Genomic DNA, 21,745 nt, shown 5'->3' with positions numbered 1-21,745 from the left:
AGAGAGGCGGCGATCAGGAGATGTCAACCAATTGGCCAGTTCAGCTCCTGGGGAAGCTGGGGACGGACACTTCGCCTCCGGCCGAATACACAGACTGAAAGCCTCCCGAGGCCGCGGCTGCCGGAAACCAGAAGCCGCGCCTTCGACATCCTGGTCGCGCCTCCATTCAGAGTGTCGCTTCCGGATAGGTCTATCGAGCACCCAATCGCTTCGAGAGCTTGGACCCGCGCCTCGCGGTACCGTTTGCATATCGTTGTCGTGACACTGGTCTGACGGTTTTGCGCGGTGGCAAGCTGCTGCAATTGCTGGCGATCTGCATTTTCTTCGCGATTTCCCGCATTTCCCTGTTGACCTTCCTGCGTATCTCCCCCTATAAGCCGCTCATCGACGACGGCGGTGGCGCCGGGGCGGACGGGTTGGACGGCTGAGGCGGTCTGGTTGGTTTGCCGGGAAGTTGGGTTGGCGGTTGTGTTCTTCCGGGATTTCTGGGAGGGGATGGCTGGCTGGCTCGGTTTTGCGCCTCTTGTGAGTGTCGGACGAGTTTTTTCGAGTTTGCTTCTGGCATGCTTGAAGGGTGGCTGGCCAGGTTGGTCACCCGAGCGGCGGACTGTTGTGGTTTGCCGGGTTCTTTGAGAATTGAAGAGAGAACGGAAGAAAGAGAGACGTGGACGGCGGTGTTGGCCGAGGACGGCTTGGGGCGATATCCTTTTCGCCCTGGGTTATGTCCGAGAGCTGAACCGACGATAGACACGTTTCGTTGAGATGAGAGCGGACGGCATGTTTGCTGGCTGGTTGGGCGTGAGCCTGGCTGGCTGGTTTGTGTTGTCCGGTACAAACTCTCGTTGATGCTTTGAGACAGTGACTTGAAGTCGGGATAACTCTTATCAAACCTGAGAGTTTGATCCTGGCTCAGAACGAACGCTGGCGGCAGGCTTAACACATGCAAGTCGAACGCCCCGCAAGGGGAGTGGCAGACGGGTGAGTAACGCGTGGGAATCTACCCTGAACTGCGGGATAGCTCCGGGAAACTGGAATTAATACCGCATGTGCCCTGAGGGGCAAAGATTTATCGGTTCAGGATGAGCCCGCGTCCGATTAGCTAGTTGGTGGGGTAAAGGCCTACCAAGGCGACGATCGGTAGCTGGTCTAAGAGGATGATCAGCCACATTGGGACTGAGACACGGCCCAAACTCCTACGGGAGGCAGCAGTGGGGAATATTGGACAATGGGCGCAAGCCTGATCCAGCCATGCCGCGTGAGTGATGAAGGCCCTAGGGTTGTAAAGCTCTTTCACCGGGGACGATAATGACGGTACCCGGAGAAGAAGCCCCGGCTAACTTCGTGCCAGCAGCCGCGGTAATACGAAGGGGGCTAGCGTTGTTCGGAATTACTGGGCGTAAAGCGCACGTAGGCGGACATTTAAGTCAGGGGTGAAATCCCGGGGCTCAACCCCGGAACGGCCTTTGATACTGGGTGTCTTGAGTTCGGAAGAGGTGAGTGGAATTGCGAGTGTAGAGGTGAAATTCGTAGATATTCGCAGGAACACCAGTGGCGAAGGCGGCTCACTGGTCCGATACTGACGCTGAGGTGCGAAAGCGTGGGGAGCAAACAGGATTAGATACCCTGGTAGTCCACGCCGTAAACGATGGAAGCTAGCCGTCGGGGGGTTTACCTTTCGGTGGCGCAGCCAACGCATTAAGCTTCCCGCCTGGGGAGTACGGTCGCAAGATTAAAACTCAAAGGAATTGACGGGGGCCCGCACAAGCGGTGGAGCATGTGGTTTAATTCGAAGCAACGCGCAGAACCTTACCAGCCCTTGACATGCCACGACGTCCTCAGAGATGGGGTCATTCCTTCGGGACGTGGACACAGGTGCTGCATGGCTGTCGTCAGCTCGTGTCGTGAGATGTTGGGTTAAGTCCCGCAACGAGCGCAACCCTCGCCCCTAGTTGCCAGCATTTGGTTGGGCACTCTAGGGGGACTGCCGGTGATAAGCCGGAGGAAGGTGGGGATGACGTCAAGTCCTCATGGCCCTTACGGGCTGGGCTACACACGTGCTACAATGGCGGTGACAGTGGGCAGCCAGCCAGCGATGGTGAGCTAATCCCCAAAAGCCGTCTCAGTTCGGATTGCACTCTGCAACTCGAGTGCATGAAGTTGGAATCGCTAGTAATCGTGGATCAGCATGCCACGGTGAATACGTTCCCGGGCCTTGTACACACCGCCCGTCACACCATGGGAGTTGGTTCTACCCGAAGGCGTTGCGCTAACCCGCGAGGGAGGCAGGCGACCACGGTAGGGTCAGCGACTGGGGTGAAGTCGTAACAAGGTAGCCGTAGGGGAACCTGCGGCTGGATCACCTCCTTTCTAAGGATGGACCTTTGACGGCCTCTTGGCCCCCGATCCTCGGATCGGCGCCCGGGACCACCGTATCGGTCTGTTTTAGAACAAGACGACGGCCAGTCAGGCTGTTGTCGACATAGACTAGGCCCTGTCCAAGCAGCTTCGGTTGTGGGATTGGGGTGATGGCCGGCATCGCCGCCCATGTTTCTCTTTCTTCCTCGAATGGTGGTGGTGGCCGCAGCGCTGATAGAGCGATGCGGTGCCGATGACGGACGAGAGTTCGGGCCCGTAGCTCAGTTGGTTAGAGCGCACCCCTGATAAGGGTGAGGTCGGTAGTTCGAATCTACCCGGGCCCACCATGCTTCTTCGTGAGGAAGGGGCGTGGTGGACCCGGGGGTCCCTCCCAGGGTTGCGGTTTGGTCCTCGAATAGGGGCTTTAGCTCAGCTGGGAGAGCACCTGCTTTGCAAGCAGGGGGTCGTCGGTTCGAACCCGACAAGCTCCACCATTCGGAAGAAAGCAAAGTTTGCGGCACGGCTTTGGTTGTGTCGCCCGTTCTTGAACATGTGAAGAGAAGACGGATCCTGACGGGTCACCTGGCGGCAACGCACGGGTGGACTGGTCCGAGGTTCCTCGCTGGAAGGGTTCATCGCCCGACCGGGTCAAACGAGGGCTTCTGTTGGATGGGTGTGCCTGACCGCCGCCCTTGGGGTTCGTCTCTGGAAGCTGGTCTTTCGCCAGTTCCGCCTCTAGCCGGGGTGGGATTGGCATGAGCCATGCTGCAGGACGCCGATCCCCGTTGCACGCGGGCCGGTGTTTGCATGGCTCGAAGAGAATGAAGCGCACATGAGCATCTCTCTCTTCTCAGCAGCAAAGCCGACGATGACGAACGAGACGCCCCGAACCCGATGAGGGTTCGCAAGGCCGACCGGCCGTCGCCGCTCGTGCGGCGCGCCCCGCGCAGACGATCGCCTCGATAGGCGATCGGCGTGAGCGGAGCTGAGAACTGATGATCATGGGCGATGAGAACGATCAAGTGTCTTAAGGGCATCTGGTGAATGCCTTGGCATGCACAGGCGATGAAGGACGTGATACGCTGCGATAAGCCATGGGGAGCTGCGAATAAGCTTTGATCCGTGGATTTCCGAATGGGGCAACCCACCTCCGAGCCTTGGTCAGATCGGAACGGCACTGGATGGCGATGAGCTGTCCGGTGGTGTTGCGGTGACCAAGGTTCAACAGCGAGGTATCTAACCTTCGAATACATAGGGGTTAGAAGCGAACTCGGGGAACTGAAACATCTAAGTACCCGAAGGAAAGGACATCAACCGAGACTCCGTTAGTAGTGGCGAGCGAACGCGGACCAGGCCAGTGACCATCTTGAGAAGAAGCCGAACAGGTTGGAAAGCCTGACAAGAGTGGGTGATAGTCCCGTAGGCGCAATGTCTGAGATGGTCCATGAGTAGGGCGGGACACGTGAAATCCTGTCTGAAATTGGGGGGACCACCCTCCAAGCCTAAGTACTCGTGCATGACCGATAGTGAACCAGTACCGTGAGGGAAAGGTGAAAAGCACCCCGACAAGGGGAGTGAAAGAGAACCTGAAACCGGATGCCTACAAACAGTAGGAGCCCAAGGTTTGTCCTGGGTGACTGCGTACCTTTTGTATAATGGGTCAGCGACTTAGTCTGGCGAGCGAGCTTAAGCCGATAGGTGTAGGCGCAGCGAAAGCGAGTCTGAACAGGGCGTTCAGTTCGTCGGATTAGACCCGAAACCGAGTGATCTAGCCATGAGCAGGTTGAAGGTGCGGTAACACGCACTGGAGGACCGAACCCGCATCTGTTGCAATAGATTGGGATGACTTGTGGCTAGGGGTGAAAGGCCAATCAAACTCGGAAATAGCTGGTTCTCCGCGAAATCTATTTAGGTAGAGCGTCGACCGAATACTCCAGGGGGTAGAGCACTGAATGGGCTAGGGGGACTCACCGTCTTACCAAACCCAATCAAACTCCGAATACCTGGAAGTACTAGTCGGCAGACACACGGCGGGTGCTAACGTCCGTCGTGAAGAGGGAAACAACCCTGACCGACAGCTAAGGTCCCCAAGTTATGGCTAAGTGGGAAAGGATGTGAGAATCCCAAAACAACCAGGATGTTGGCTTAGAAGCAGCCATCATTTAAAGAAAGCGTAACAGCTCACTGGTCTAGATTTAAGGGTTCTTGCGCCGAAAATGTAACGGGGCTCAAGCCATACACCGAAGCTTCGGGTTTACGCCTCTGGCGTAAGCGGTAGCGGAGCGTTCCCTAGGCCGTTGAAGGAGGATCCGTGAGGACCTCTGGAGGTATGGGAAGTGCGAATGCTGACATGAGTAACGATAAAGGGTGTGAGAGACACCCTCGCCGAAAGTCCAAGGGTTCCTGCTTAAAGTTAATCTGAGCAGGGTGAGCCGGCCCCTAAGGCGAGGCCGAAAGGCGTAGTCGATGGGAACCACGTTAATAGTCGTGGGCCTGGTGGTGAGTGACGGATCCCGTGTGTTGTCGACCCTTATTGGATTGGGTCGGCTGCGAAGGGGTCCCAGGAAATAGCCCCACCGTATAGACCGTACCCGAAACCGACACAGGTGGACTGGTAGAGCATACCAAGGCGCTTGAGAGAACTGCGTTGAAGGAACTCGGCAAATTGCACGCGTAACTTCGGAAGAAGCGTGACCTCCACGGGCGCAAGCTTGTGGTGGTGGCACAGACCAGGGGGTAGCGACTGTTTATCAAAAACACAGGGCTCTGCGAAGTCGCAAGACGACGTATAGGGTCTGACGCCTGCCCGGTGCTGGAAGGTTAAGAGGAGGGGTGCAAGCTCTGAATCGAAGCCCCAGTAAACGGCGGCCGTAACTATAACGGTCCTAAGGTAGCGAAATTCCTTGTCGGGTAAGTTCCGACCTGCACGAATGGCGTAACGACTTCCCCGCTGTCTCCAACGCAGACTCAGTGAAATTGAATTCCCCGTGAAGATGCGGGGTTCCTGCGGTCAGACGGAAAGACCCCGTGCACCTTTACTATAGCTTTACACTGGCATTCGTGTCGGCATGTGTAGGATAGGTGGTAGGCTTTGAAGCGTGGGCGCCAGCTCGCGTGGAGCCATCCTTGAAATACCACCCTTATCGTCATGGATGTCTAACCGCGGCCCGTCATCCGGGTCCGGGACAGTGTATGGTGGGTAGTTTGACTGGGGCGGTCGCCTCCCAAAGAGTAACGGAGGCGCGCGATGGTGGGCTCAGACCGGTCGGAAATCGGTCGTCGAGTGCAATGGCATAAGCCCGCCTGACTGCGAGACAGACAAGTCGAGCAGAGACGAAAGTCGGTCATAGTGATCCGGTGGTCCCGCGTGGAAGGGCCATCGCTCAACGGATAAAAGGTACGCCGGGGATAACAGGCTGATGACCCCCAAGAGTCCATATCGACGGGGTTGTTTGGCACCTCGATGTCGGCTCATCGCATCCTGGGGCTGGAGCAGGTCCCAAGGGTTTGGCTGTTCGCCAATTAAAGCGGTACGTGAGCTGGGTTCAGAACGTCGTGAGACAGTTCGGTCCCTATCTGCCGTGGGTGCAGGAATATTGACAGGATCTGTCCCTAGTACGAGAGGACCGGGATGGACATACCTCTGGTGGACCTGTTGTGGCGCCAGCCGCAGTGCAGGGTAGCTATGTATGGACGGGATAACCGCTGAAGGCATCTAAGCGGGAAACCCACCTGGAAACGAGTATTCCCTATCAGGGCCGTGGAAGACGACCACGTTGATAGGCCGGATGTGGAAGCGCGGTAACGCGTGAAGCTGACCGGTACTAATCGCCCGATCGGCTTGATCGTTCTCATTCGCCCATGATCATCCCCGCGCAATCGCCAAAGCGATTGTCGCGAGGCGCCATACCGGCGCAATTCCGATAGGAATTGTCGCTCCAGGTGGCATAGATCATGAGCTCATTCTCTTCGAAATCCAGCTTCCAGACTGATGCGATTGGCCGACCTGGTGGTTCTAGCGGGGCGGCCGCACCCGATCCCATTCCGAACTCGGCCGTGAAACGCCTCAGCGCCCATGATACTTCGTCTTAAGACGCGGGAAAGTCGGTCGCTGCCAGGTCTGCCAATCGCATCCTCCCTCTCTTCATGCCCTTCAACGCCCGCCCCGGTCACCCCGAGGCGGGCGTTCTGGCGTTCAGGCACCCGCGTCGGTCGCGTCGGTCGCACCTGCGTCGGCCGCCGCGCGATCGGCACCGGCCTCACCGCTCGCCGCGCGATCGGCACCCCGCCCAGCCGCTGAGAGGCCGAAGCGCGCCGCCAGGGCCCCGCCATAGCGCCGCAGGTCCTCGCGCAGCCGGAACAGCGCCAGGTCCTTCGCCTTCGCCTCCAGCATCACATCGAAGTCGAGACCCGCCACCCGCTCCAGAAACATCACGAACTCGAACGGGTTGATGAAATCCGCATGGCCCGTCATCACCGGCGCAACAGGCCGCAAGACCTTGCGCCCCGTCGCCCGATCCACCACCCGCTGCTCGCGCAACTCCGTGCGCGGCGACGAATAGTGGATCTTGGCGACCTCGCCAGCCGGCCACGTCGAAAGCATCCGCGACACCGTCTCCCGCAGATCCAAACCGTCCGGGTTCAGGCACCAGAAATGCTGGTGGTCAAACACAAGGCGTACTCCCGTCCGGGCGTGAAGCCCGGGGCCATCATGCCGCAGCATCCTCCCGCGCTGCAGCGTGCCGGTGCGGTGCACATGCCTTAAGTCTGGCCGACAAGAGCGGACAAACCGCCAGACAGCAGTCGGATCGGGAGGATCCTCATGAGCCGCCGCGGCGAACTCGACCGGAAATACACCGCCACCTGCGGGCGCGTCTTCATGAACGGGACACAGGCGCTGGTCCGCCTGCCGCTCGTCCAGATGCGGCGTGATCGGGAAGCGGGGCTGGAAACCGGCGCCTTCGTATCGGGCTACCGGGGATCGCCGCTCGGCGCCTACGACCAGCAGCTTCAGGCCAATCGCGAGCTTCTCCTCGCCGAGGATGTCCACTTCCAGCCGGGAATCAACGAGGATCTCGCGGCGACCGCCGTCTGGGGCTCGCAGCAGGTGGGATTGTCGCCGGGCGCCCGCAAAGAGGGCGTCGTCGGCATCTGGTACGGCAAGGGCCCCGGCGTCGATCGCTCAGGCGATGTCTTCAAGCATGCCAATGCCGCAGGTTCATCCCGTCTCGGCGGTGTCCTCGCGATCGCCGGCGACGATCATGGCGCGAAATCGTCCACCGTGCCTCACCAGTCCGACCACGCCTTCATGGCGGCCGTCATCCCGATGCTCTACCCGTCGTCGATCCACGAGTTCGTCGAGTTCGGGCTGCTCGGGATCGCCATGTCGCGTTATTCCGGCTGCTGGGTCGGCATGAAGGTCATCGCCGATACCGTCGAGACGACCGCCTCGGTCGACCTTTCAGGCGAGCGGCGGGCGTTCGTGACGCCGACGGACTTCGTCCTGCCGCCCGACGGCCTCAACCTTCGCGTGCCCGACGATCGCTGGAGCCAGGACAACCGGCTCCAGACGTACAAAGCTTATGCCGCGATCGCCTTCGCGCGCGCCAACCGTGTCGACCGCGTGACGCTCGATTCGCCGAATGCGCGCCTCGGCATCATCGCGTCGGGCAAGGCCTACGAGGACGTGCGCCAAGCGCTCCGCGAGCTTGGCGTCGACGAGGACACGGCGCATCTCGCGGGCCTTCGCCTCTACAAGGTCGGCATGCCCTGGCCGCTGGAGCCGGAAGGAGTGCGCGAGTTCTCCGTCGAACTCGAGGAAATCCTCGTCGTCGAGGAGCGGCGCGAGATCATCGAGAACCAGATCAAGCAGCAGCTCTTCAACTGGCGTGCGGACGTGCGCCCGCGCATCATCGGCAAGTTCGATCACAACGACCGTCCCGTCCTGTCGTTGGCCCGCGAGCTGACGGTGGCGACGGCCGCCGTCGTGATCGGGGAGCGTATCCTCGCCCTGAGCGATCTCGACGAGGCGCATCGCAGTTTCATCGAGGCGCGCGTGAGGCACTTTCAGCAGCGCGGCGAGGCTGCCGGGCAACTGGAGCCGCCGCTCGCGCGCACGCCCTTCTACTGTTCGGGTTGCCCGCACAACTCGTCCACCAAGGTGCCGGAAGGCTCGCGCGGGCTTGCTGGCATCGGCTGCCATTTCATGGTCACCTGGATGGGACGCCGCACCGAGACGTTCAGCCAGATGGGCGGCGAGGGCGTCGCCTGGGTGGGCACGGCCCCCTTCACCGACGAGCGCCACGTCTTCGTCAACCTCGGCGACGGGACATACTTCCATTCCGGCCAGCTGGCGATCCGCCAGGCGGTCGCCGCCGGCGTCAACGCCACCTACAAGATCCTCTACAACGATGCCGTCGCGATGACCGGCGGTCAGACGGTCGACGGACCGCTCGATCCCGCCAAGATCACGCATCAGCTGCACCGCGAGGGCGTCGCGCCGATCTGGCTGGTCTCGGAATTCCCCGAGCGCTACCACGCCTCGCAGCTGGCGCCCGGCACCGAGATCCATCACCGCGACGATGTCGAGGCGGCGATGCTGGTGCTGCGCGACGTGCCGGGTGTTTCTGCGATCGTCTACGATCAGACCTGCGCGTCGGAGAAGCGCCGCCGGCGCAAGCGCGGCCTCCTGCCCGATCCGGACCTGCGCATCGCCATCAATCCGGCGGTCTGCGAGGGCTGCGGCGACTGTTCGGTCCAGTCGAACTGCCTCTCGGTCGAGCCGTTGGAAACCGAGTGGGGCCGCAAGCGACAGATCAACCAGTCGACCTGCAACAAGGACACGTCCTGCCTGAAGGGGTTCTGCCCATCCTTCGTCACGCTGGAAGGGGCGAAGCCGAAAACGCGCGCCGCGCGGGCGGCTCCGGATCTCGCCGGCATTCCGGACCCCGTTCTTCCCGATCTCGCCGAGCCCTGCAACATCGCGATCACCGGCGTCGGCGGAACGGGCGTCCTGACGATCGGCGCGGTGCTAGGCATGGCGGCTCATCTCGACGGCAACGCGCCGATGCTTCTCGACATGGCGGGACTGGCGCAGAAGGGCGGCGCGGTTCTCAGTCACGTCCGCATCGGACGCCGCGCGGAAGACGTCACCTGCCCCCGGATCGTCTCGGGTTCGGCGGATGTCCTGATCGCGGCCGACGACGTGGTCGCGACCTCGAAGGATGCGGCCGGTCTCTTGTCGCCCGAGCGCACCCGCGCCGTCGTCAACACCCATCTGACGCCGGTCGCCCAGTTCGTGCGCGATCCCGACTTCGATTTCCGGCGCACGCTCGTCGCGGGCGCGATCCGGACGTCGGTCGGGGACGGCGCCGACTTCGTCAACTTCACCGAACTCGCCGAGACGGTCAGCGGAGACGCCATCGCCACCAACATCATGATGCTCGGCTATGCCTGGCAGAAAGGGCTGGTGCCGGTCACGCTCGACAGCCTCCGGCAGGCGATCGAGCTCAACGGCGTGGCCGTGAAGGCCAATCTCGACGCCTTCGCCTGGGGACGCTTCGCCGCCGCAAGACCGGACGACATGGCGAGGATCGTCGGGCAGCGTGATGCGACGAGAACGCTCGGTGAGATGTCCACGGACGAACTGGTCGAGCACCGCTCAAGCTTCCTCACCGACTATCAGGACGCCGCGCTCGCTGCACGGTACCGCGCGCTGGTGGAGCGGGCCCGGCAGGCCGATGCCAAGGCTGAGGCGCATGGCCGCATCGAGCGGGCCGTCGCCGAGAACTACGCCAAGCTTCTGGCGGTCAAGGACGAGTACGAGGTCGCCCGACTTCATACCGATGGCCGCTTCGAGCGCCGGCTGGAGGGAGAGTTCGATGGGGTACGTCGGCGCGTCTACCATTTCGCTCCGCCGTTCCTCGGTGGGCTCGACGCGAACGGGCGGCCGAAGAAGCGTGCGTTCGGTCCCTGGATCCTGCCGCTGCTGCGTGGGTTGGCGCGTCTGAAGCGCCTGCGCGGCACCCTGTTCGATCCCTTCGCGCGCAGTGCCGAGCGGATCGCCGAGCGCCGTCTGATTGCCGATTACGAGGCGGATTGCCGTGTGCTCTTCTCGCGCGCACGCCCCGCCGACCGGGATGTCGCGGTGGAGCTCCTGTCCCTGCCGGCCGGTATCCGTGGCTTCGGCCCCGTCAAGCATCAGGCGATGGAAAAGGCGGCACGCCGCCGCGACGAGCTCCTCGCCCTTATGGGCGAGGGGACCCGCGGCATCGAAAAGATGGAGGTGCCGACGCCGGCTGAATGAGGATCGCAGCGGTGGGGTACGCTTCACCCGTCATCGTTCCGTGCTAGGAGCGGAGGGCGCGACGAAGCGCGGAACGCGCCTTTGCGGTGGCATGCCCCGCTCGGGCGTATTCCGGGGGAACCACGAGGCATCCGCACTCGTCTCCTTCCCGCACACAGGAGAGCACAGCATGCTGACCGACGCCCAGACCGACGAAATCTCCGAGAAGATCTCGACCCTCTTCCAGGGCATGGAGCTCGACGACGTCGCCAACGTCCTGAAGATCCAGCTTGCCATGCTGGTCACGCAGGGTAGCGAGGACGCCGACGGCGCCATGGAGTTCCTCGACGAGATCTACGAGGACGTCGAGCAGATGGTCGAGTCCTTCCCCTTCGGCGAGGAGGAAGAGGACGAGGACGACGCGGACGCCAAGCCGCAGAACTGATCGCGTTTTCGCGAGCCTTGGAACGCCGGAACGGACCGGCGGTTCTCCGTCGAATTCGACAGGGAGAAACGCCATGTCCAACATCGAAGACGTTCCGACCGGGCCGGGCCGCGATCCCGGCCCGCCCGACAGCCCCCCGCCGATGGGCGAGCCCCCCGAACCCATGGTGGAGCCGGACGAGATCCGCGAGCCCTCAGACACGCCCGTTCCGGTCGAGCCCGATCCCGAGGAGGGGCCAGGTCATCTCCCCGGCGACATCGAGCGCGCCGCCTGATCCACGATGATCGCTCGGATGGCAGGGCCTTAACGCGGCTTTCAGCGTCCGGGGCGATGATCGTGGATGATGCGTCACCTCTCGACCCTTCGCCTCGGACACTCTCGCCTGGCCGCCACCATGAGCGCGGCGCCGGATGCCGCGCCGTGGTGGAGCGCTGCTGAAGGACGAGCGCTCCGCACGGCTCTCGCGGCGCTGATCCTGACGCTGCTCCTCGTGACCTTCGAGCCCTATCAGGCGGTGTTCGCGGGACCTGCAGGATCGGGAAACATCACCAACCAGCTGGGATATGGCGGCCTCGGTCTCGCGGCCCTCCTGATCCACGTCTGTATCACGCCCCGCGCAGTGGCGATGCGGCTACTGCGTCCCGCCTGGGTCGTAATGGCCCTGTTACTCCTCTTGTCCTCGACCCAGTCGATCTGGCCCGACGCCTCGTTCCGAGCCGTGGTGTTCTCGCTGGCCGCGATGCTCGCGATGACCGGAGCCCTCTGCCTGGTGCCGGACGAGCGGGCCTTTCGCCGTGCCCTGACGGTGGCGGCCCTCGTGGTGCTCGTCCTGTCCTATGCCGGCATCGTGCTGATGCCCTCGGCGGCGATCCACAACGAGGCGCTGGAAGCCGCCAATGTCGGTCTGTGGCGCGGCATCTACTCCCACAAAAACGTCGCGGGACCGGTTATGGCCGCCCTGTGCTTTGCGGGGCTTTATCTCGTGCGCAGCGGCCAATGGGTGACCGGCGTCGCCATCGCGCTGCTTTCGGCCTTCTTCGTTCTGAAGACGGGATCGAAGACGACGCTCGGCCTCCTGCCGCTGGTGGCCGTCCTGATCTTTGCGGGACGCGTCTTCGGCGGGCGTCGGCTGCCCGTCATCGTTCTAGGGGCGACCTTTGCCGGGGCCGCGCTGATGACGCTCGGCACGGTCCTGTCGCCGGTGCTCTACGATCTCCTGCAATGGGCGATGCCGGGAACGACCTTCACGGGTCGCCTCGACCTCTGGCGCTTCGCCATTCATGCGCTGGGACCTCAGGCATGGACCGGTACGGGGTTCGAGGCCTTCTGGTCGACGCCGGTGGTACGGCATGCCGAACCGCCGTTCGGCTCGAGCTGGGATCCGCGTGGTATCGTCAACGCGCACAACGGCTATCTCGATCTTGCGATCGCGCTGGGCTGGCCGGGAATGGGATTCGGGATCGTTGTCCTCGTCATCCTGCCCTTGGTCGATTTCGTACGGATTGGGGCGCAAGGCCCTGCCGCGACACGGGTTGCGGACTTTTTCCTGATGGTTCTCGCGTTCACCCTCCTCAACGCCTTTCTCGAATCCTTCTTGTTTGCGCGGGGAAATCCTGTCTGGATGACGACGTGGCTCGCCGTTGCCGGGTTGCATCTCCTGCCCAAGGGCCGGACGATCGCCTGAAGGATCCGGGACCGACTATCGGATTCGCGCAACACAGATTTGCGTATTAATGGTACGCAAGAGTGTTGATTGTTGGTGGGCTACAATCTAGTGCTCAAGTGGTTGGGTTGAGTTCCTGATGAGCCGTTTCCCGGTTCGTCCTGTAGCAGGTGCATTTTCGTGACGATGACGAAGAATGAGCGAGATCCGATCGACGTGCATGTCGGCGCCCGGCTGCGCCTCGTGCGCACATCCCGGCGCCTGTCGCTGGAAGAGCTCGGCCGCCAGATCGGCGTGACCTACCAGCAGATCCAGAAGTACGAGACCGGCAGCAACCGAATTAGCGCGGCGACGCTCTATCGGATCTCGCAGCTGTTCGAGATCAGCCCGACCTTCTTCTTCGAGGGGCTGACCTCGCAGGGCGAGACGGACGAGGCGGCGACGCCGAGCCCCGAGGTCGTCCAGTCGTCGCTGGCTCTCGGTCGGATCCCGGATGGCGAGATCCGCCACCGCTTGCGTCTTTTGATCGACGCCTTGGCGCCATCCCGCGACAACTGAAGACGATCAGCCGCCTGCCTCAGTTGGCGAGCGCGCGCTCCACAAGCCGGACCCAGTAGGACGACCCGAACGGGATCGCGGCATCGTCGAAGTCGTAGCCGGGATTGTGAAGCCCGGCACTCGCCCCGTTGCCGAGAAAGATAAACGCGCCGGGCCGCGCTTCCAGCATGTAGGAAAAGTCCTCGGCCGCCATCAGCGGCGGTGCCGCGGCATTCACCGCACCCGCGCCGCAGACGTCGGCCGCGACGGCGGCGCAGAAGGCGGCCTCGCGAACGTCGTTCACCGTCACTGGATAGTTCCGCTTGTAAACGACGCTGGCGCTCGCGCCGTGCGCGGCGGCAACCCCTTGCGCGATCGCCTCGATCCGGCGCTCGGCCAGATCCTGCGACGGTGCCGTCAGCGAGCGCACGGTGCCCGAGACATGCGCTTCGTCCGGGATGATGTTGCGGGCGAAACCGGAATGGAAGCGCGTGACCGAAAGGACGAGCGAATCCAGAGGGTCGACGTTGCGGGCCGAAATCTGCTGCAGCGCCTGCACGAGCGCTGCGCCCGCCAGGATCGGATCGGCGCCCTCGTGGGGCAGGGCGGCATGGCTGGCCTTGCCGCGGATCGCGATCTCGAACTCGTCGGTCGCCGCCATGATCGGGCCGGGACGCAGCGCGATCTGTCCGACCGAGAGGCCCGGCAGGTTGTGCATCCCGTAGATCGCTTCGATGCCGAAGCGCTCCATCAGGCCGTCCTCGATCATCGCCAGCGCTCCCGCACCCCCTTCTTCCGCGGGCTGGAACACGAAGGCGACGCGGCCCCGGAAGGTGCGGGTGCGGCAGAGGTGGCGGGCGGCGCCCAGCAGCATCGCCATGTGTCCGTCGTGACCGCAGGCATGCATCACGCCTGGTCGGCGTGAGGCATAGGGGCGGGGCGTCGCTTCCGCGATCGGCAGCGCGTCCATGTCGGCGCGCAGACCGACGGTGCGGCCACCCTCGCCGAGACGGCCGGTGACGATCCCGACGACCCCCGTCTGGCCGATGCCCGTCACCACCTCGTCGCAGCCGAAGTCCCGCAGCTTCCCGGCCACGAAGGCGGCCGTCTCGGGCAGGTCGTAGAGGATTTCCGGCATCGCATGGAGCGTCCGGCGCCATTCTGTGATGTCGGCGGCGCCTGCCGCGATCTCGGGAACGAGGAGCATCGATATCTTTCGGTCTCGCGCCATCAAAAGGCGGAATTCGCCCGCCAGAAGGAGGGCTGGAATCACCTTGCCATGATATGAACGCAGGTGCGAAGAGAACGCAAAGCGTCTTCGCGCTTCCGCGAGAAGGGTCCCATGACAATCATCCGTCCGCTGCCGTCGATCCGCGCGCTTGCCGTTCTCCTGGGCTTGAGCACCGCGGCTCTCATGGCGGGGCCGGCCGAGGCCATGAACACGATCGTGGTGGACGTCGCGACCGGCAAGGTGCTGTCGGAAAACAATGCCACGCAGCGCTGGTATCCGGCTTCGACCACCAAGCTGATGACGACCTATGTCGCGCTGAAGGCGCTCAAGTCGCAGGAGGTCTCGCTCGACACGCCGGTCGTCATGTCGCGCGCGGCCGCCGCCGAGCCGCCCTCCAAGATGGCCTATCCCGCCGGCTCCGTGATGCGCCTCGACATGGCGCTGCGTATGATGCTGGTGAAGTCGGCCAACGATGTGACCTACGCGATCGGCCAGACGCTCGGCAAAGGGTCGATGGAGACCTTCGTCGAGCGGATGAATGCGGAGGCGGCCGCGCTCGGCATGAAGGACACGCATTTCGTCAATCCGAACGGCCTGCCGGCGCCTGGCCAGTATTCCAGCGCCAAGGATCTCGCGATCCTCGGCGTCGCGTTGCGCAAGGAGTTCCCCGAGTTCAGCAACTACTTCGCCACCGAGGCGATCGCCGTCGGCAAGGGGACGATGAAGAACCACAACGGGCTTCTCGGTCGCTACAACGGCGCCGACGGCATGAAGACCGGCTACATCTGCGCCGCGGGCTTCAATCTCGTGGCCTCCGCCACGCGCGACAACCGCACGCTGATCGCCGTGGTGCTCGGTGCCGAGGGCCCGATCGTGCGCGAGCGCACCGCCGCCGAAATCCTCGAGAACGGTTTCAACACCAATCCGCGCTCGATCCGCGACACGGTGACGGATCTGCCCGTGTCGAGCGGGCCGCCCGCCGACATCAGCGCGGAGATCTGCTCGCCCAAGGGGCGCACGGCCCGCGCGAACGAGCGGCAGGAAGAGGACAAGCGCGAGGACACGTTCGGCTCGCCCTACATGACCGATCTGCAGCGGCCGGCCGTGGCTTTCCCCGTCGACCTCGGCAGCGCAGCGGCGGGGCCGGGCGTCGAGGCCGGCACCCGCATGATCGCGGCATACGGTATCCCGGTTCCGACCTGGCGGCCGGCGCGTCCCGGCGAGCCGGGCTTCGAGGGCGAGCTGCCCGTCGGCTCGGACGCCGGCGCGGAGCATCCCGCCTCGCCGGCAGCCGTCGCCGAGAGCCCCGAGACGGCGGCCCCGAGCGCAGAATGACCGCGCGGCCCGGCGTCCTGCCAAGTCCTGTCCCCGTCACGGTGCTGACGGGGTTTCTCGGCAGCGGCAAGACGACCCTCCTCAACCGCCTCCTGCGCGATCCGGCGCTCCGCGATACCGTCGTGATCGTCAACGAGTTCGGAGCGGTCGGCCTCGACCATCTTCTCGTGGAATCCTCGGGCGAGGGGATCGTTGAACTCTCCGACGGTTGCATCTGCTGCACGGTGCGCGGCGATCTCGTGGATACTCTCGCCGATCTCGTGGACCGCGTGCAGACCGGTCGCCTCGGCGCGATCCGCCGCGTCGTGATCGAGACCACCGGGCTTGCCGACCCGACGCCGATCCTGGCCTCGCTGATGGGCCATCCCGTCCTCGTCCAGCATTTTGCGCTCGACGGCGTCGTGACCCTGGTCGACGCGCTGAGCGGCGCGGCATCGCTCGCCGACCGGCGGGAAGCGCGACGGCAGGTCGCCTGTGCCGATCGCCTCGTCCTGACGAAGACCGATCTCTCGCCCGAGACCGTAGCGCTCCGGCATTCCCTCCGCCATCTCAACGCGCGCGCGCCGCTCGTCGAGGTTGGTGCCGCGGGCCCGGGTGACCTTTTCGGCTGCGGCCTCGTCGACCCGGAGATCCGGCGCGCCGACGTGGCGCGCTGGCTGGGAGAGGAGGCGGGAGCCGGCGTGACGGACACCTGTCACGATCCCCATTGCGACCACGACCACTCCCATGGCCATCATGGATCCGTACATGGCGCGATCCGCTCTCTGTCACTCACACACGACGCACCGATGGCGGAGGCTGATGCCGAGGGGTTTCTCGACCTCGTGTTGATGCGGTTCGGCGCGGGGCTCCTGCGCCTCAAGGCCGTGGTCTGGACCGTCGAGATGCCGGGCCGTCCATTGGTTCTGCACGGGGTGCGGACCTACCTTCACCCGCCCGTACGCCTGGCGACCTGGCCGGATGGCGAGGCACCGCGCACCGCCTTCGTGCTGATCGGCGAGGGGCTCGACGAGCGGGTGATCCGCGACCTCTTCGCCGCCTTCGCCCGCGCGCCGCGCATCGACGCGCCGGATCGCGCCGCCCTCGTCGACAATCCGCTCAGCCTATCGTCGCGCGGCTTCTAGCGATCCGTCTGCCCGGTCCGGATCCAAAACGCCCATCCGCCGGTCTCGATCGGCTCGGCGGCGATGAGGGCATGGCCGCTCTTGCGGCAGACATGGGCGATGTCCAGCCGGGCAAGGGGATCGTCGGCGAGCACGACGAGGTCGACGGCCACCGACGCGCCGGCGAGCGCCTTCTCGGTCCGGAGGGCCGGCAGCGGGCATTTCAATCCGCGAAGGTCGAGCCTCGCGGTCGGGTTTCGCCCTTTTGCAGACAGCGCCGCCGTCCTATCTTCCGGCTCCGCCAACTGATCTCCTCCAACTGCCGAACGGTTTCATGAGCGACTACTCGATCGATCCCCAGACCATCGTCGACTTCTGGCGCGATCTCGGCCCGGAGCGGTGGTTCGTCAAGGATGACGAGCTCGACGAGACGATCACGCATCGGTTCGGCGACGTCTACGAGCGCGCGGCCCTCGGCGACCTCGACGACTGGGCCGAGGAGCCGAACGGGGCGCTCGCCCTCGTGATCCTGCTCGATCAGTTCCCGCGCAACATGTTCCGCGGCCGTCCGGAAGCCTTCGCGACCGATGAGAAGGCGCTTGGTATCGCCAAGGCGGCGCTCGCTCGTGGCGATCAGTGGCATGTCGGCGAGGACATCAATCAGTTCTTCGCCATGCCGCTGATGCATTCGGAGAATCTGGCCGACCAGGACGAATGCGTGCGCTGGATGAACGAGATCGGTGAGGAGAACGTCCCTTTCGCGGTGGAGCATCGCGACATCGTCGCACGGTTCGGCCGGTTTCCCCATCGCAATGCGGTGCTTGGTCGTGATGCCACGCCGGAGGAGCAGGTGTTTCTCGATCAAGGCGGCTTTGCCGGTTGAGGTGGTCCCGTTTTCCACCGTTTCCACGCCAATCGTCTGGGCGATGAACACCAACGTTTAAGCTGCAAAGTCTAGATCTGAGGGCAGGCCATCGGCGGGCGACACGCGCCTGCCACCCCCAGTCCGAGGCATGCACCGTGGCGAACCTGACCCTGACGAAACCGGCCGATCGGGCTGGCGATGCCGGACCGGGCGTTCACCCACATCAGCACCTTGATGCCCCGCCGCTGGATGGTTCGACGGCCGCCCAAGTCAGCCGAGACTTCCGGCGGATCGCGATCTACGATCCCCATGCCGTCTTTGGCCTCGTCGAGGAACTCGAGCATCTCGCAGGTCGGGTGATCGAGCCCAACGTCTTCTTCACGCCGCGCTTCCTCGCGCCCGCCATGCCGCGTCTCGACGAGCGCCGTGTTCGCCTGATGGTCGCGCGCGACGAAGACGAGCGCCGGAGCCGCCTGCGCTTCCTGATGCCGTTCTCGGTGGAGCGCCTCCAGCGGCCGTCGCGTCGCTCCGTGGTGCGCGCCTGGACGCATCCGTTCGGTCCGCTCGGTGCCCTGCCGCTCGATCGCGACGATCCCGCCGGCACGGCCCGCAGTCTCTTCGATGCCTTGAAGGCGGCCGAACATGGGCTTCCGCCCATCCTCGTCCTGCCGGATCTCCCGGTGGACGGCGAACTCGCCCGCACCCTCATCGCGGCGGCCCGTCAGGCCGGGCTGCCCTTTGCCTGGGCGGATCGAACCCAGCGCGCCTGCCTGCGGCCTGCCACTGCCGGCGATCCATCGACCTATCTTCGCCGGGCGCTTGGGTCTTCGGGCTATCGCGACCATCGCCGCCGCCTCCGTCAGCTGTCCGCGATCGGTCCGGTCACCTTCGAATGCGCGAGCACACCGGACGCGGTGCGCATGGCGCTGGAGGATTTCCTGCACCTCGAGGCGTCGGGCTGGAAGGGGCAGCGTCGCAGTGCTCTCCTGATGGACCGCCACCGCGCGGCCTTCGCACGCGAGGCGGTCAACGGTCTGGCCGAACGCGGCGCGGCGCGCGTCTTCACGTTGCGTGTCGGGGCGGATGCGGCCGCTAGCCTCATCGTCCTAAAATCGAGGGACCACGCCGTTGCCTGGAAGACGGCCTACAATGAGGAGCTGAAGCGGTTCGGACCCGGCGCGATCGTAGTTGCCCTCGCCACCGAGATGCTGGTCGCCGATCCCGATGTGGCGCTCATAGATTCCTGCACGGTGCCCGACAATCGGATCATGAACCGCCTTTGGCGCGATCGGCTTGCGATCGGAGCCCTCGTGATCGGCGTCGGCAGCGTCCGGAGCGATGCAATCGCCGATGCGGTAGCCGCGGTCGAGGCGGCGCGCCGGCGCCTCAACCGCCGTCGCATCTGGCGCGAACGCCTCGCGCGCCTCCTTCCCTCCAGAGACTGATCGCGTCAGCGAGCGGCCTCGAGCGCGAGGATCGCCTCCCGGATCGATCCCCCGGCGGCCTCCAGTGCGCGGGCCGCCTCGTCGGGCGAGCATCCGACGACATCCTGCACGATCCGACAGGCCCGCTGCTTCAACTTGGCGTTGGTTGGCCGCATGTCGACCATCCGTCCGCGAAAGACCTTACCGAGGCGGATCATCAGAAGCGTCGAGAAGAGGTTGAGAGCCGCCTTCTGCGCGGTCCCGGCCGCAAGCCGCGTCGAGCCGGCGAGCACTTCCGGCCCAGTGCGCAAGAGGATCGGGTGCTCGCTGGCCGACAGCAGCGGCGCGCCCGGATTGTTGGCAAAGCCGAGCGTCAGAGAACCTGCTTTGCGGGCGGTTGCGATGGCTGCGATGGTAAAAGGCGTACGCCCGCTGGCCGCAAGCCCCAAGACGACGTCCGAGGGTTGGGGCTCGATCGCCTCGATCGCTTCTCGCCCGGCAGCACCATCATCCTCTGCACCCTCGCGGGCGCGCCAGAGACTGGTCTCGCCACCGGCGAGGAGAACGACGCGTCGTTCGTCTGGCCAATTGAACGTCGGCCCGAGCTCGACTGCGTCGAGAAGGCCGATTCGTCCGGATGTTCCGGCTCCGCAATAGACGAGCCGGCCATGGTCTCCAAGCCGATCGATTGCTGCTTGCACCGCGGCTTCAATGCTTGGTCGAGCGATATCTACGGCGTTGAGTGCTTCGTGTTGACTCCTTAACAAGGCTCGCAGAACTTCGTCAGGCGAAATAATATCAATATTTCGAAATGACGGATCCGATAGTTCAGTCTCATCCATCTTCAACGTCCTAGCGTGTTATTTTAGGAAGAATAAATCCATCGTATGTAGATTCATGATTATTAATAAACGATGTGTACTTAAATTATTTAGCAATTTCTCATACAAGATGCAAGACAATATAAATAATCCGCAAATTATGCCAAGTAACGGAGTTCTGCTAGAGCAGGGCATCCTAGGTGCGCTGGGCGTTATCATTCAAGATTTTTCAGCGAGGCGACGCCGGGCGGCTTCGAGACCCCAAGCGAGAAGCTCGGCCGCGGCGGGCTCGCTCCCAGCCTCGACATAGCAGCGCAGCTCCGGCGCGTTGCCGGAGGCGCGGTAGTGGACGGTCGAGCCATCGGCGAGCGTCGTGCGCACGCCGTCGAACGTGTTGACGTCCTCGATCGTGCCGCGCTCGGCAAAGAAGGCCCGGGCATCCTCGCCCCCCGCCGCCAGCATGGCGAGGAAGGGCGTGCTCTTGTCAGCCGCGATTTCGGGCAGGCGATCGGCCGCCGCCGCGCCCGCCTCCAGGCCCTCGACGACACGCGACACGGACTGGCCGGCGGCCTTCGCCTCGGCGAGCGTCGCGACGATCGGAAGCAGCGCATCGCGCGTCTTCAACGCGGACAGACGGCGCCCGTCCCGCTCCACGTCCGAACCGACGAGGACGCCGCCGTTCGCCTCGAAACCGACGACGGTGCCCGATCCCGCCGCGCCTTCCATTCCCTCGATCACGAAGGGCGAGCCGACGCGGGTGCGCACGACCTGCGAGAGGAACGGCGCGCGCTCGAGGCTCGACGACGAGGTGACCGGCGTTACCACGATGTCGGCGCCGAGCCGGCGGGCGGTCAGGAGCCCAAGAAGATCGCCGCGCACGATGCGGCCGCGCTCGTCAGCCAGAAGCGGCCGGTCCGCGTCGCCATCGGTCGAGACGACGGCGTCGAACCGACCGTCCGCCGTCCAGCCGGCGATGAGGTCGAGATCCTCCGGGCGATGCGCCTCGGTGTCGACGGGAATGAAGCGGTCGGCACGGGCGAGCGGCTCGGACGAGGCACCAAGGCGGCCCAGCGCCTCGACGAGCACGTCGCGGGCGACCGAGCTCTGCTGGTAGACGCCGACCCGCAGACCGGAGAGGGATTCTGGCCCGAAGAAGCCGACGATGCGGTCGATATAGGTCTCGGTGAGGCCTTCGAGCGTCCGGGGCTCCCCACCCGCCTCACCGGCCTGCTCCCCCGCCTCGAAGGCGGCGCGGATGCCGATCTCGTCGGCCTTGGTGATCTCGCCGTCGGGGCGGTAGAACTTCAGGCCGTTGCGATCGTCCGGGATATGGCTGCCCGTCACCATCACCGCGGCCGCGCCGCGCCGGATCGCCTCCTGCGCGAGCGCCGGCGTCGGCAGCGCGCCGGCGTCGAGCGCGTGCCAACCCCTGGCGCTGGCGGCGCGCAGGCAATCGGCGGCGATCTGCGGGCTCGACGAGCGCAGGTCCTGCCCGACGATCACCTCGCGCGTGGCCGGGCTCAGGCCCGCCGCGTCGAGATGGGCGAGGAACGCCGCGGTCCAGGTGGCCGCCGGACCGCCGACGAGATCCACCACCAGGCCGCGCAGGCCGCTGGTTCCGAACTTCAAGCTGCTCATCCGCCGGCCTGCCCTTCAGCTTCGTTCCGCACGCAACAGGAGCC

15 protein-coding genes, 2 tRNA genes and 3 rRNA genes are annotated in these 21,745 nt (G+C 64.3%); 15 read left to right on the top strand and 5 right to left on the bottom strand.

Annotation, left to right across the window (positions count from 1 at the left end; genetic code table 11):
• Window positions 1-218: 218 nt before the first annotated feature.
• The 6 genes from ACLNGM_RS02685 to rrf all read left to right on the top strand — a co-directional run bounded on the left by ACLNGM_RS02685 (window position 219) and on the right by rrf (window position 6,475).
• Window positions 219-428 (top strand): hypothetical protein, encoded by a 210-nt coding sequence (locus ACLNGM_RS02685; RefSeq protein WP_139224702.1) that lies wholly within the window; start codon window positions 219-221, stop codon window positions 426-428.
• A 458-nt stretch (window positions 429-886) separates the two neighbouring features.
• Window positions 887-2,367, top strand: a 16S ribosomal RNA gene (locus tag ACLNGM_RS02680).
• A 258-nt stretch (window positions 2,368-2,625) separates the two neighbouring features.
• Window positions 2,626-2,702, top strand: a tRNA-Ile gene (locus ACLNGM_RS02675).
• 71 nt (window positions 2,703-2,773) lie between these two features.
• Window positions 2,774-2,849: transfer RNA gene (locus ACLNGM_RS02670), tRNA-Ala, on the top strand.
• 522 nt (window positions 2,850-3,371) lie between these two features.
• Window positions 3,372-6,204 (top strand): 23S ribosomal RNA (locus tag ACLNGM_RS02665).
• A gap of 156 nt (window positions 6,205-6,360) precedes the next feature.
• Window positions 6,361-6,475 (top strand): 5S ribosomal RNA (rrf, locus tag ACLNGM_RS02660).
• Together the 16S, 23S and 5S rRNA genes with 2 tRNA genes alongside form the textbook arrangement of a ribosomal RNA operon.
• 75 nt (window positions 6,476-6,550) lie before the next feature.
• Here rrf and ACLNGM_RS02655 read toward each other — a convergent pair.
• A complete protein-coding gene (locus tag ACLNGM_RS02655) occupies window positions 6,551-7,111 on the bottom strand; it encodes a hypothetical protein (RefSeq protein WP_416357074.1) in 561 nt (186 codons plus the stop codon).
• Between the two features lie 66 nt (window positions 7,112-7,177).
• Here ACLNGM_RS02655 and ACLNGM_RS02650 point away from each other — a divergent pair, with 66 nt between their 5' ends.
• The 5 genes from ACLNGM_RS02650 (at window position 7,178) to ACLNGM_RS02630 (ending at window position 13,305) form a co-directional block, all read left to right on the top strand.
• A complete protein-coding gene (locus ACLNGM_RS02650; RefSeq protein ID WP_416357073.1) occupies window positions 7,178-10,660 on the top strand; it encodes an indolepyruvate ferredoxin oxidoreductase family protein in 3,483 nt (1,160 codons plus the stop codon).
• Between the two features lie 169 nt (window positions 10,661-10,829).
• Window positions 10,830-11,084 (top strand): hypothetical protein, encoded by a 255-nt coding sequence (locus tag ACLNGM_RS02645; protein WP_416357072.1) that lies wholly within the window; start codon window positions 10,830-10,832, stop codon window positions 11,082-11,084.
• A 73-nt stretch (window positions 11,085-11,157) separates the two neighbouring features.
• A complete protein-coding gene (locus tag ACLNGM_RS02640; RefSeq protein ID WP_416357071.1) occupies window positions 11,158-11,358 on the top strand; it encodes a hypothetical protein in 201 nt (66 codons plus the stop codon).
• Between the two features lie 66 nt (window positions 11,359-11,424).
• Window positions 11,425-12,768, top strand: coding sequence for an O-antigen ligase family protein (locus ACLNGM_RS02635; protein WP_416357070.1), 1,344 nt, complete (start codon window positions 11,425-11,427; stop codon window positions 12,766-12,768).
• Window positions 12,769-12,933: 165 nt separating this feature from the next.
• Window positions 12,934-13,305: a helix-turn-helix domain-containing protein gene (locus tag ACLNGM_RS02630; RefSeq protein ID WP_244546090.1), complete on the top strand. Its 372-nt coding sequence runs from the start codon at window positions 12,934-12,936 to the stop codon at window positions 13,303-13,305.
• Between the two features lie 19 nt (window positions 13,306-13,324).
• Here ACLNGM_RS02630 and ACLNGM_RS02625 read toward each other — a convergent pair whose 3' ends face one another.
• Entirely contained in the window at window positions 13,325-14,491 is a 1,167-nt protein-coding gene (locus ACLNGM_RS02625) for a M20 aminoacylase family protein (RefSeq protein ID WP_416357069.1), read from the bottom strand.
• 135 nt (window positions 14,492-14,626) lie between these two features.
• Here ACLNGM_RS02625 and ACLNGM_RS02620 point away from each other — a divergent pair, with 135 nt between their 5' ends.
• Both ACLNGM_RS02620 and ACLNGM_RS02615 read left to right on the top strand, forming a co-directional pair.
• The gene (locus ACLNGM_RS02620; protein ID WP_416357068.1) at window positions 14,627-15,850 is read left to right on the top strand and encodes a D-alanyl-D-alanine carboxypeptidase family protein; all 1,224 of its coding nucleotides are present in this window, start codon (window positions 14,627-14,629) and stop codon (window positions 15,848-15,850) included.
• Entirely contained in the window at window positions 15,847-16,974 is a 1,128-nt protein-coding gene (locus ACLNGM_RS02615) for a CobW family GTP-binding protein (protein WP_416357067.1), read from the top strand. Before ACLNGM_RS02620 ends, ACLNGM_RS02615 begins: the two co-directional genes overlap by 4 nt.
• On the opposite strand, the gene ACLNGM_RS02610 is transcribed toward ACLNGM_RS02615, so the two are convergent.
• A complete protein-coding gene (locus ACLNGM_RS02610; protein WP_416357066.1) occupies window positions 16,971-17,258 on the bottom strand; it encodes a sulfurtransferase TusA family protein in 288 nt (95 codons plus the stop codon). The genes ACLNGM_RS02615 and ACLNGM_RS02610 overlap by 4 nt on opposite strands.
• A gap of 29 nt (window positions 17,259-17,287) precedes the next feature.
• Here ACLNGM_RS02610 and ACLNGM_RS02605 point away from each other — a divergent pair, with 29 nt between their 5' ends.
• Together ACLNGM_RS02605 and ACLNGM_RS02600 are read left to right on the top strand one after the other, a co-directional pair.
• Window positions 17,288-17,836 (top strand): DUF924 family protein, encoded by a 549-nt coding sequence (locus ACLNGM_RS02605; protein ID WP_416357065.1) that lies wholly within the window; start codon window positions 17,288-17,290, stop codon window positions 17,834-17,836.
• 137 nt (window positions 17,837-17,973) lie between these two features.
• Complete coding sequence (locus tag ACLNGM_RS02600) at window positions 17,974-19,263, top strand: GNAT family N-acetyltransferase (RefSeq protein WP_416357064.1); 1,290 nt, start codon at window positions 17,974-17,976, stop codon at window positions 19,261-19,263.
• A 5-nt stretch (window positions 19,264-19,268) separates the two neighbouring features.
• Here the strand turns inward: ACLNGM_RS02600 and ACLNGM_RS02595 are convergent, their stop codons facing one another.
• A complete protein-coding gene (locus tag ACLNGM_RS02595) occupies window positions 19,269-20,084 on the bottom strand; it encodes an N-acetylmuramic acid 6-phosphate etherase (protein WP_416357063.1) in 816 nt (271 codons plus the stop codon).
• Window positions 20,085-20,282: 198 nt separating this feature from the next.
• Window positions 20,283-21,701: a phosphomannomutase gene (locus ACLNGM_RS02590; RefSeq protein ID WP_416357062.1), complete on the bottom strand. Its 1,419-nt coding sequence runs from the start codon at window positions 21,699-21,701 to the stop codon at window positions 20,283-20,285.
• Between the last annotated feature and the right edge of the window lie 44 nt (window positions 21,702-21,745).

The organism is Aureimonas phyllosphaerae, assembly GCF_047943035.1.
Classification (GTDB): domain Bacteria; phylum Pseudomonadota; class Alphaproteobacteria; order Rhizobiales; family Rhizobiaceae; genus Aureimonas; species Aureimonas phyllosphaerae.
Note: the sequence above shows the minus strand (reverse complement) of the source record. Positions and strands in the feature narration are given on the sequence as shown.

What these genes read in the sequence shown, in the direction of transcription:
- ACLNGM_RS02650 (WP_416357073.1), top strand. Translation starts at nt 7,178, where the DNA reads ATGAGCCGCCGCGGCGAACTCGACCGGAAATACACCGCCACCTGCGGG.
- ACLNGM_RS02645 (WP_416357072.1), top strand. Translation starts at nt 10,830, where the DNA reads ATGCTGACCGACGCCCAGACCGACGAAATCTCCGAGAAGATCTCGACC.
- ACLNGM_RS02640 (WP_416357071.1), top strand. Translation starts at nt 11,158, where the DNA reads ATGTCCAACATCGAAGACGTTCCGACCGGGCCGGGCCGCGATCCCGGC.
- ACLNGM_RS02635 (WP_416357070.1), top strand. Translation starts at nt 11,425, where the DNA reads ATGATGCGTCACCTCTCGACCCTTCGCCTCGGACACTCTCGCCTGGCC.
- ACLNGM_RS02630 (WP_244546090.1), top strand. Translation starts at nt 12,934, where the DNA reads ATGACGAAGAATGAGCGAGATCCGATCGACGTGCATGTCGGCGCCCGG.
- ACLNGM_RS02625 (WP_416357069.1), bottom strand. Translation starts at nt 14,491, where the DNA reads ATGCTCCTCGTTCCCGAGATCGCGGCAGGCGCCGCCGACATCACAGAA.
- ACLNGM_RS02620 (WP_416357068.1), top strand. Translation starts at nt 14,627, where the DNA reads ATGACAATCATCCGTCCGCTGCCGTCGATCCGCGCGCTTGCCGTTCTC.
- ACLNGM_RS02615 (WP_416357067.1), top strand. Translation starts at nt 15,847, where the DNA reads ATGACCGCGCGGCCCGGCGTCCTGCCAAGTCCTGTCCCCGTCACGGTG.
- ACLNGM_RS02605 (WP_416357065.1), top strand. Translation starts at nt 17,288, where the DNA reads ATGAGCGACTACTCGATCGATCCCCAGACCATCGTCGACTTCTGGCGC.
- ACLNGM_RS02595 (WP_416357063.1), bottom strand. Translation starts at nt 20,084, where the DNA reads ATGGATGAGACTGAACTATCGGATCCGTCATTTCGAAATATTGATATT.
- ACLNGM_RS02590 (WP_416357062.1), bottom strand. Translation starts at nt 21,701, where the DNA reads ATGAGCAGCTTGAAGTTCGGAACCAGCGGCCTGCGCGGCCTGGTGGTG.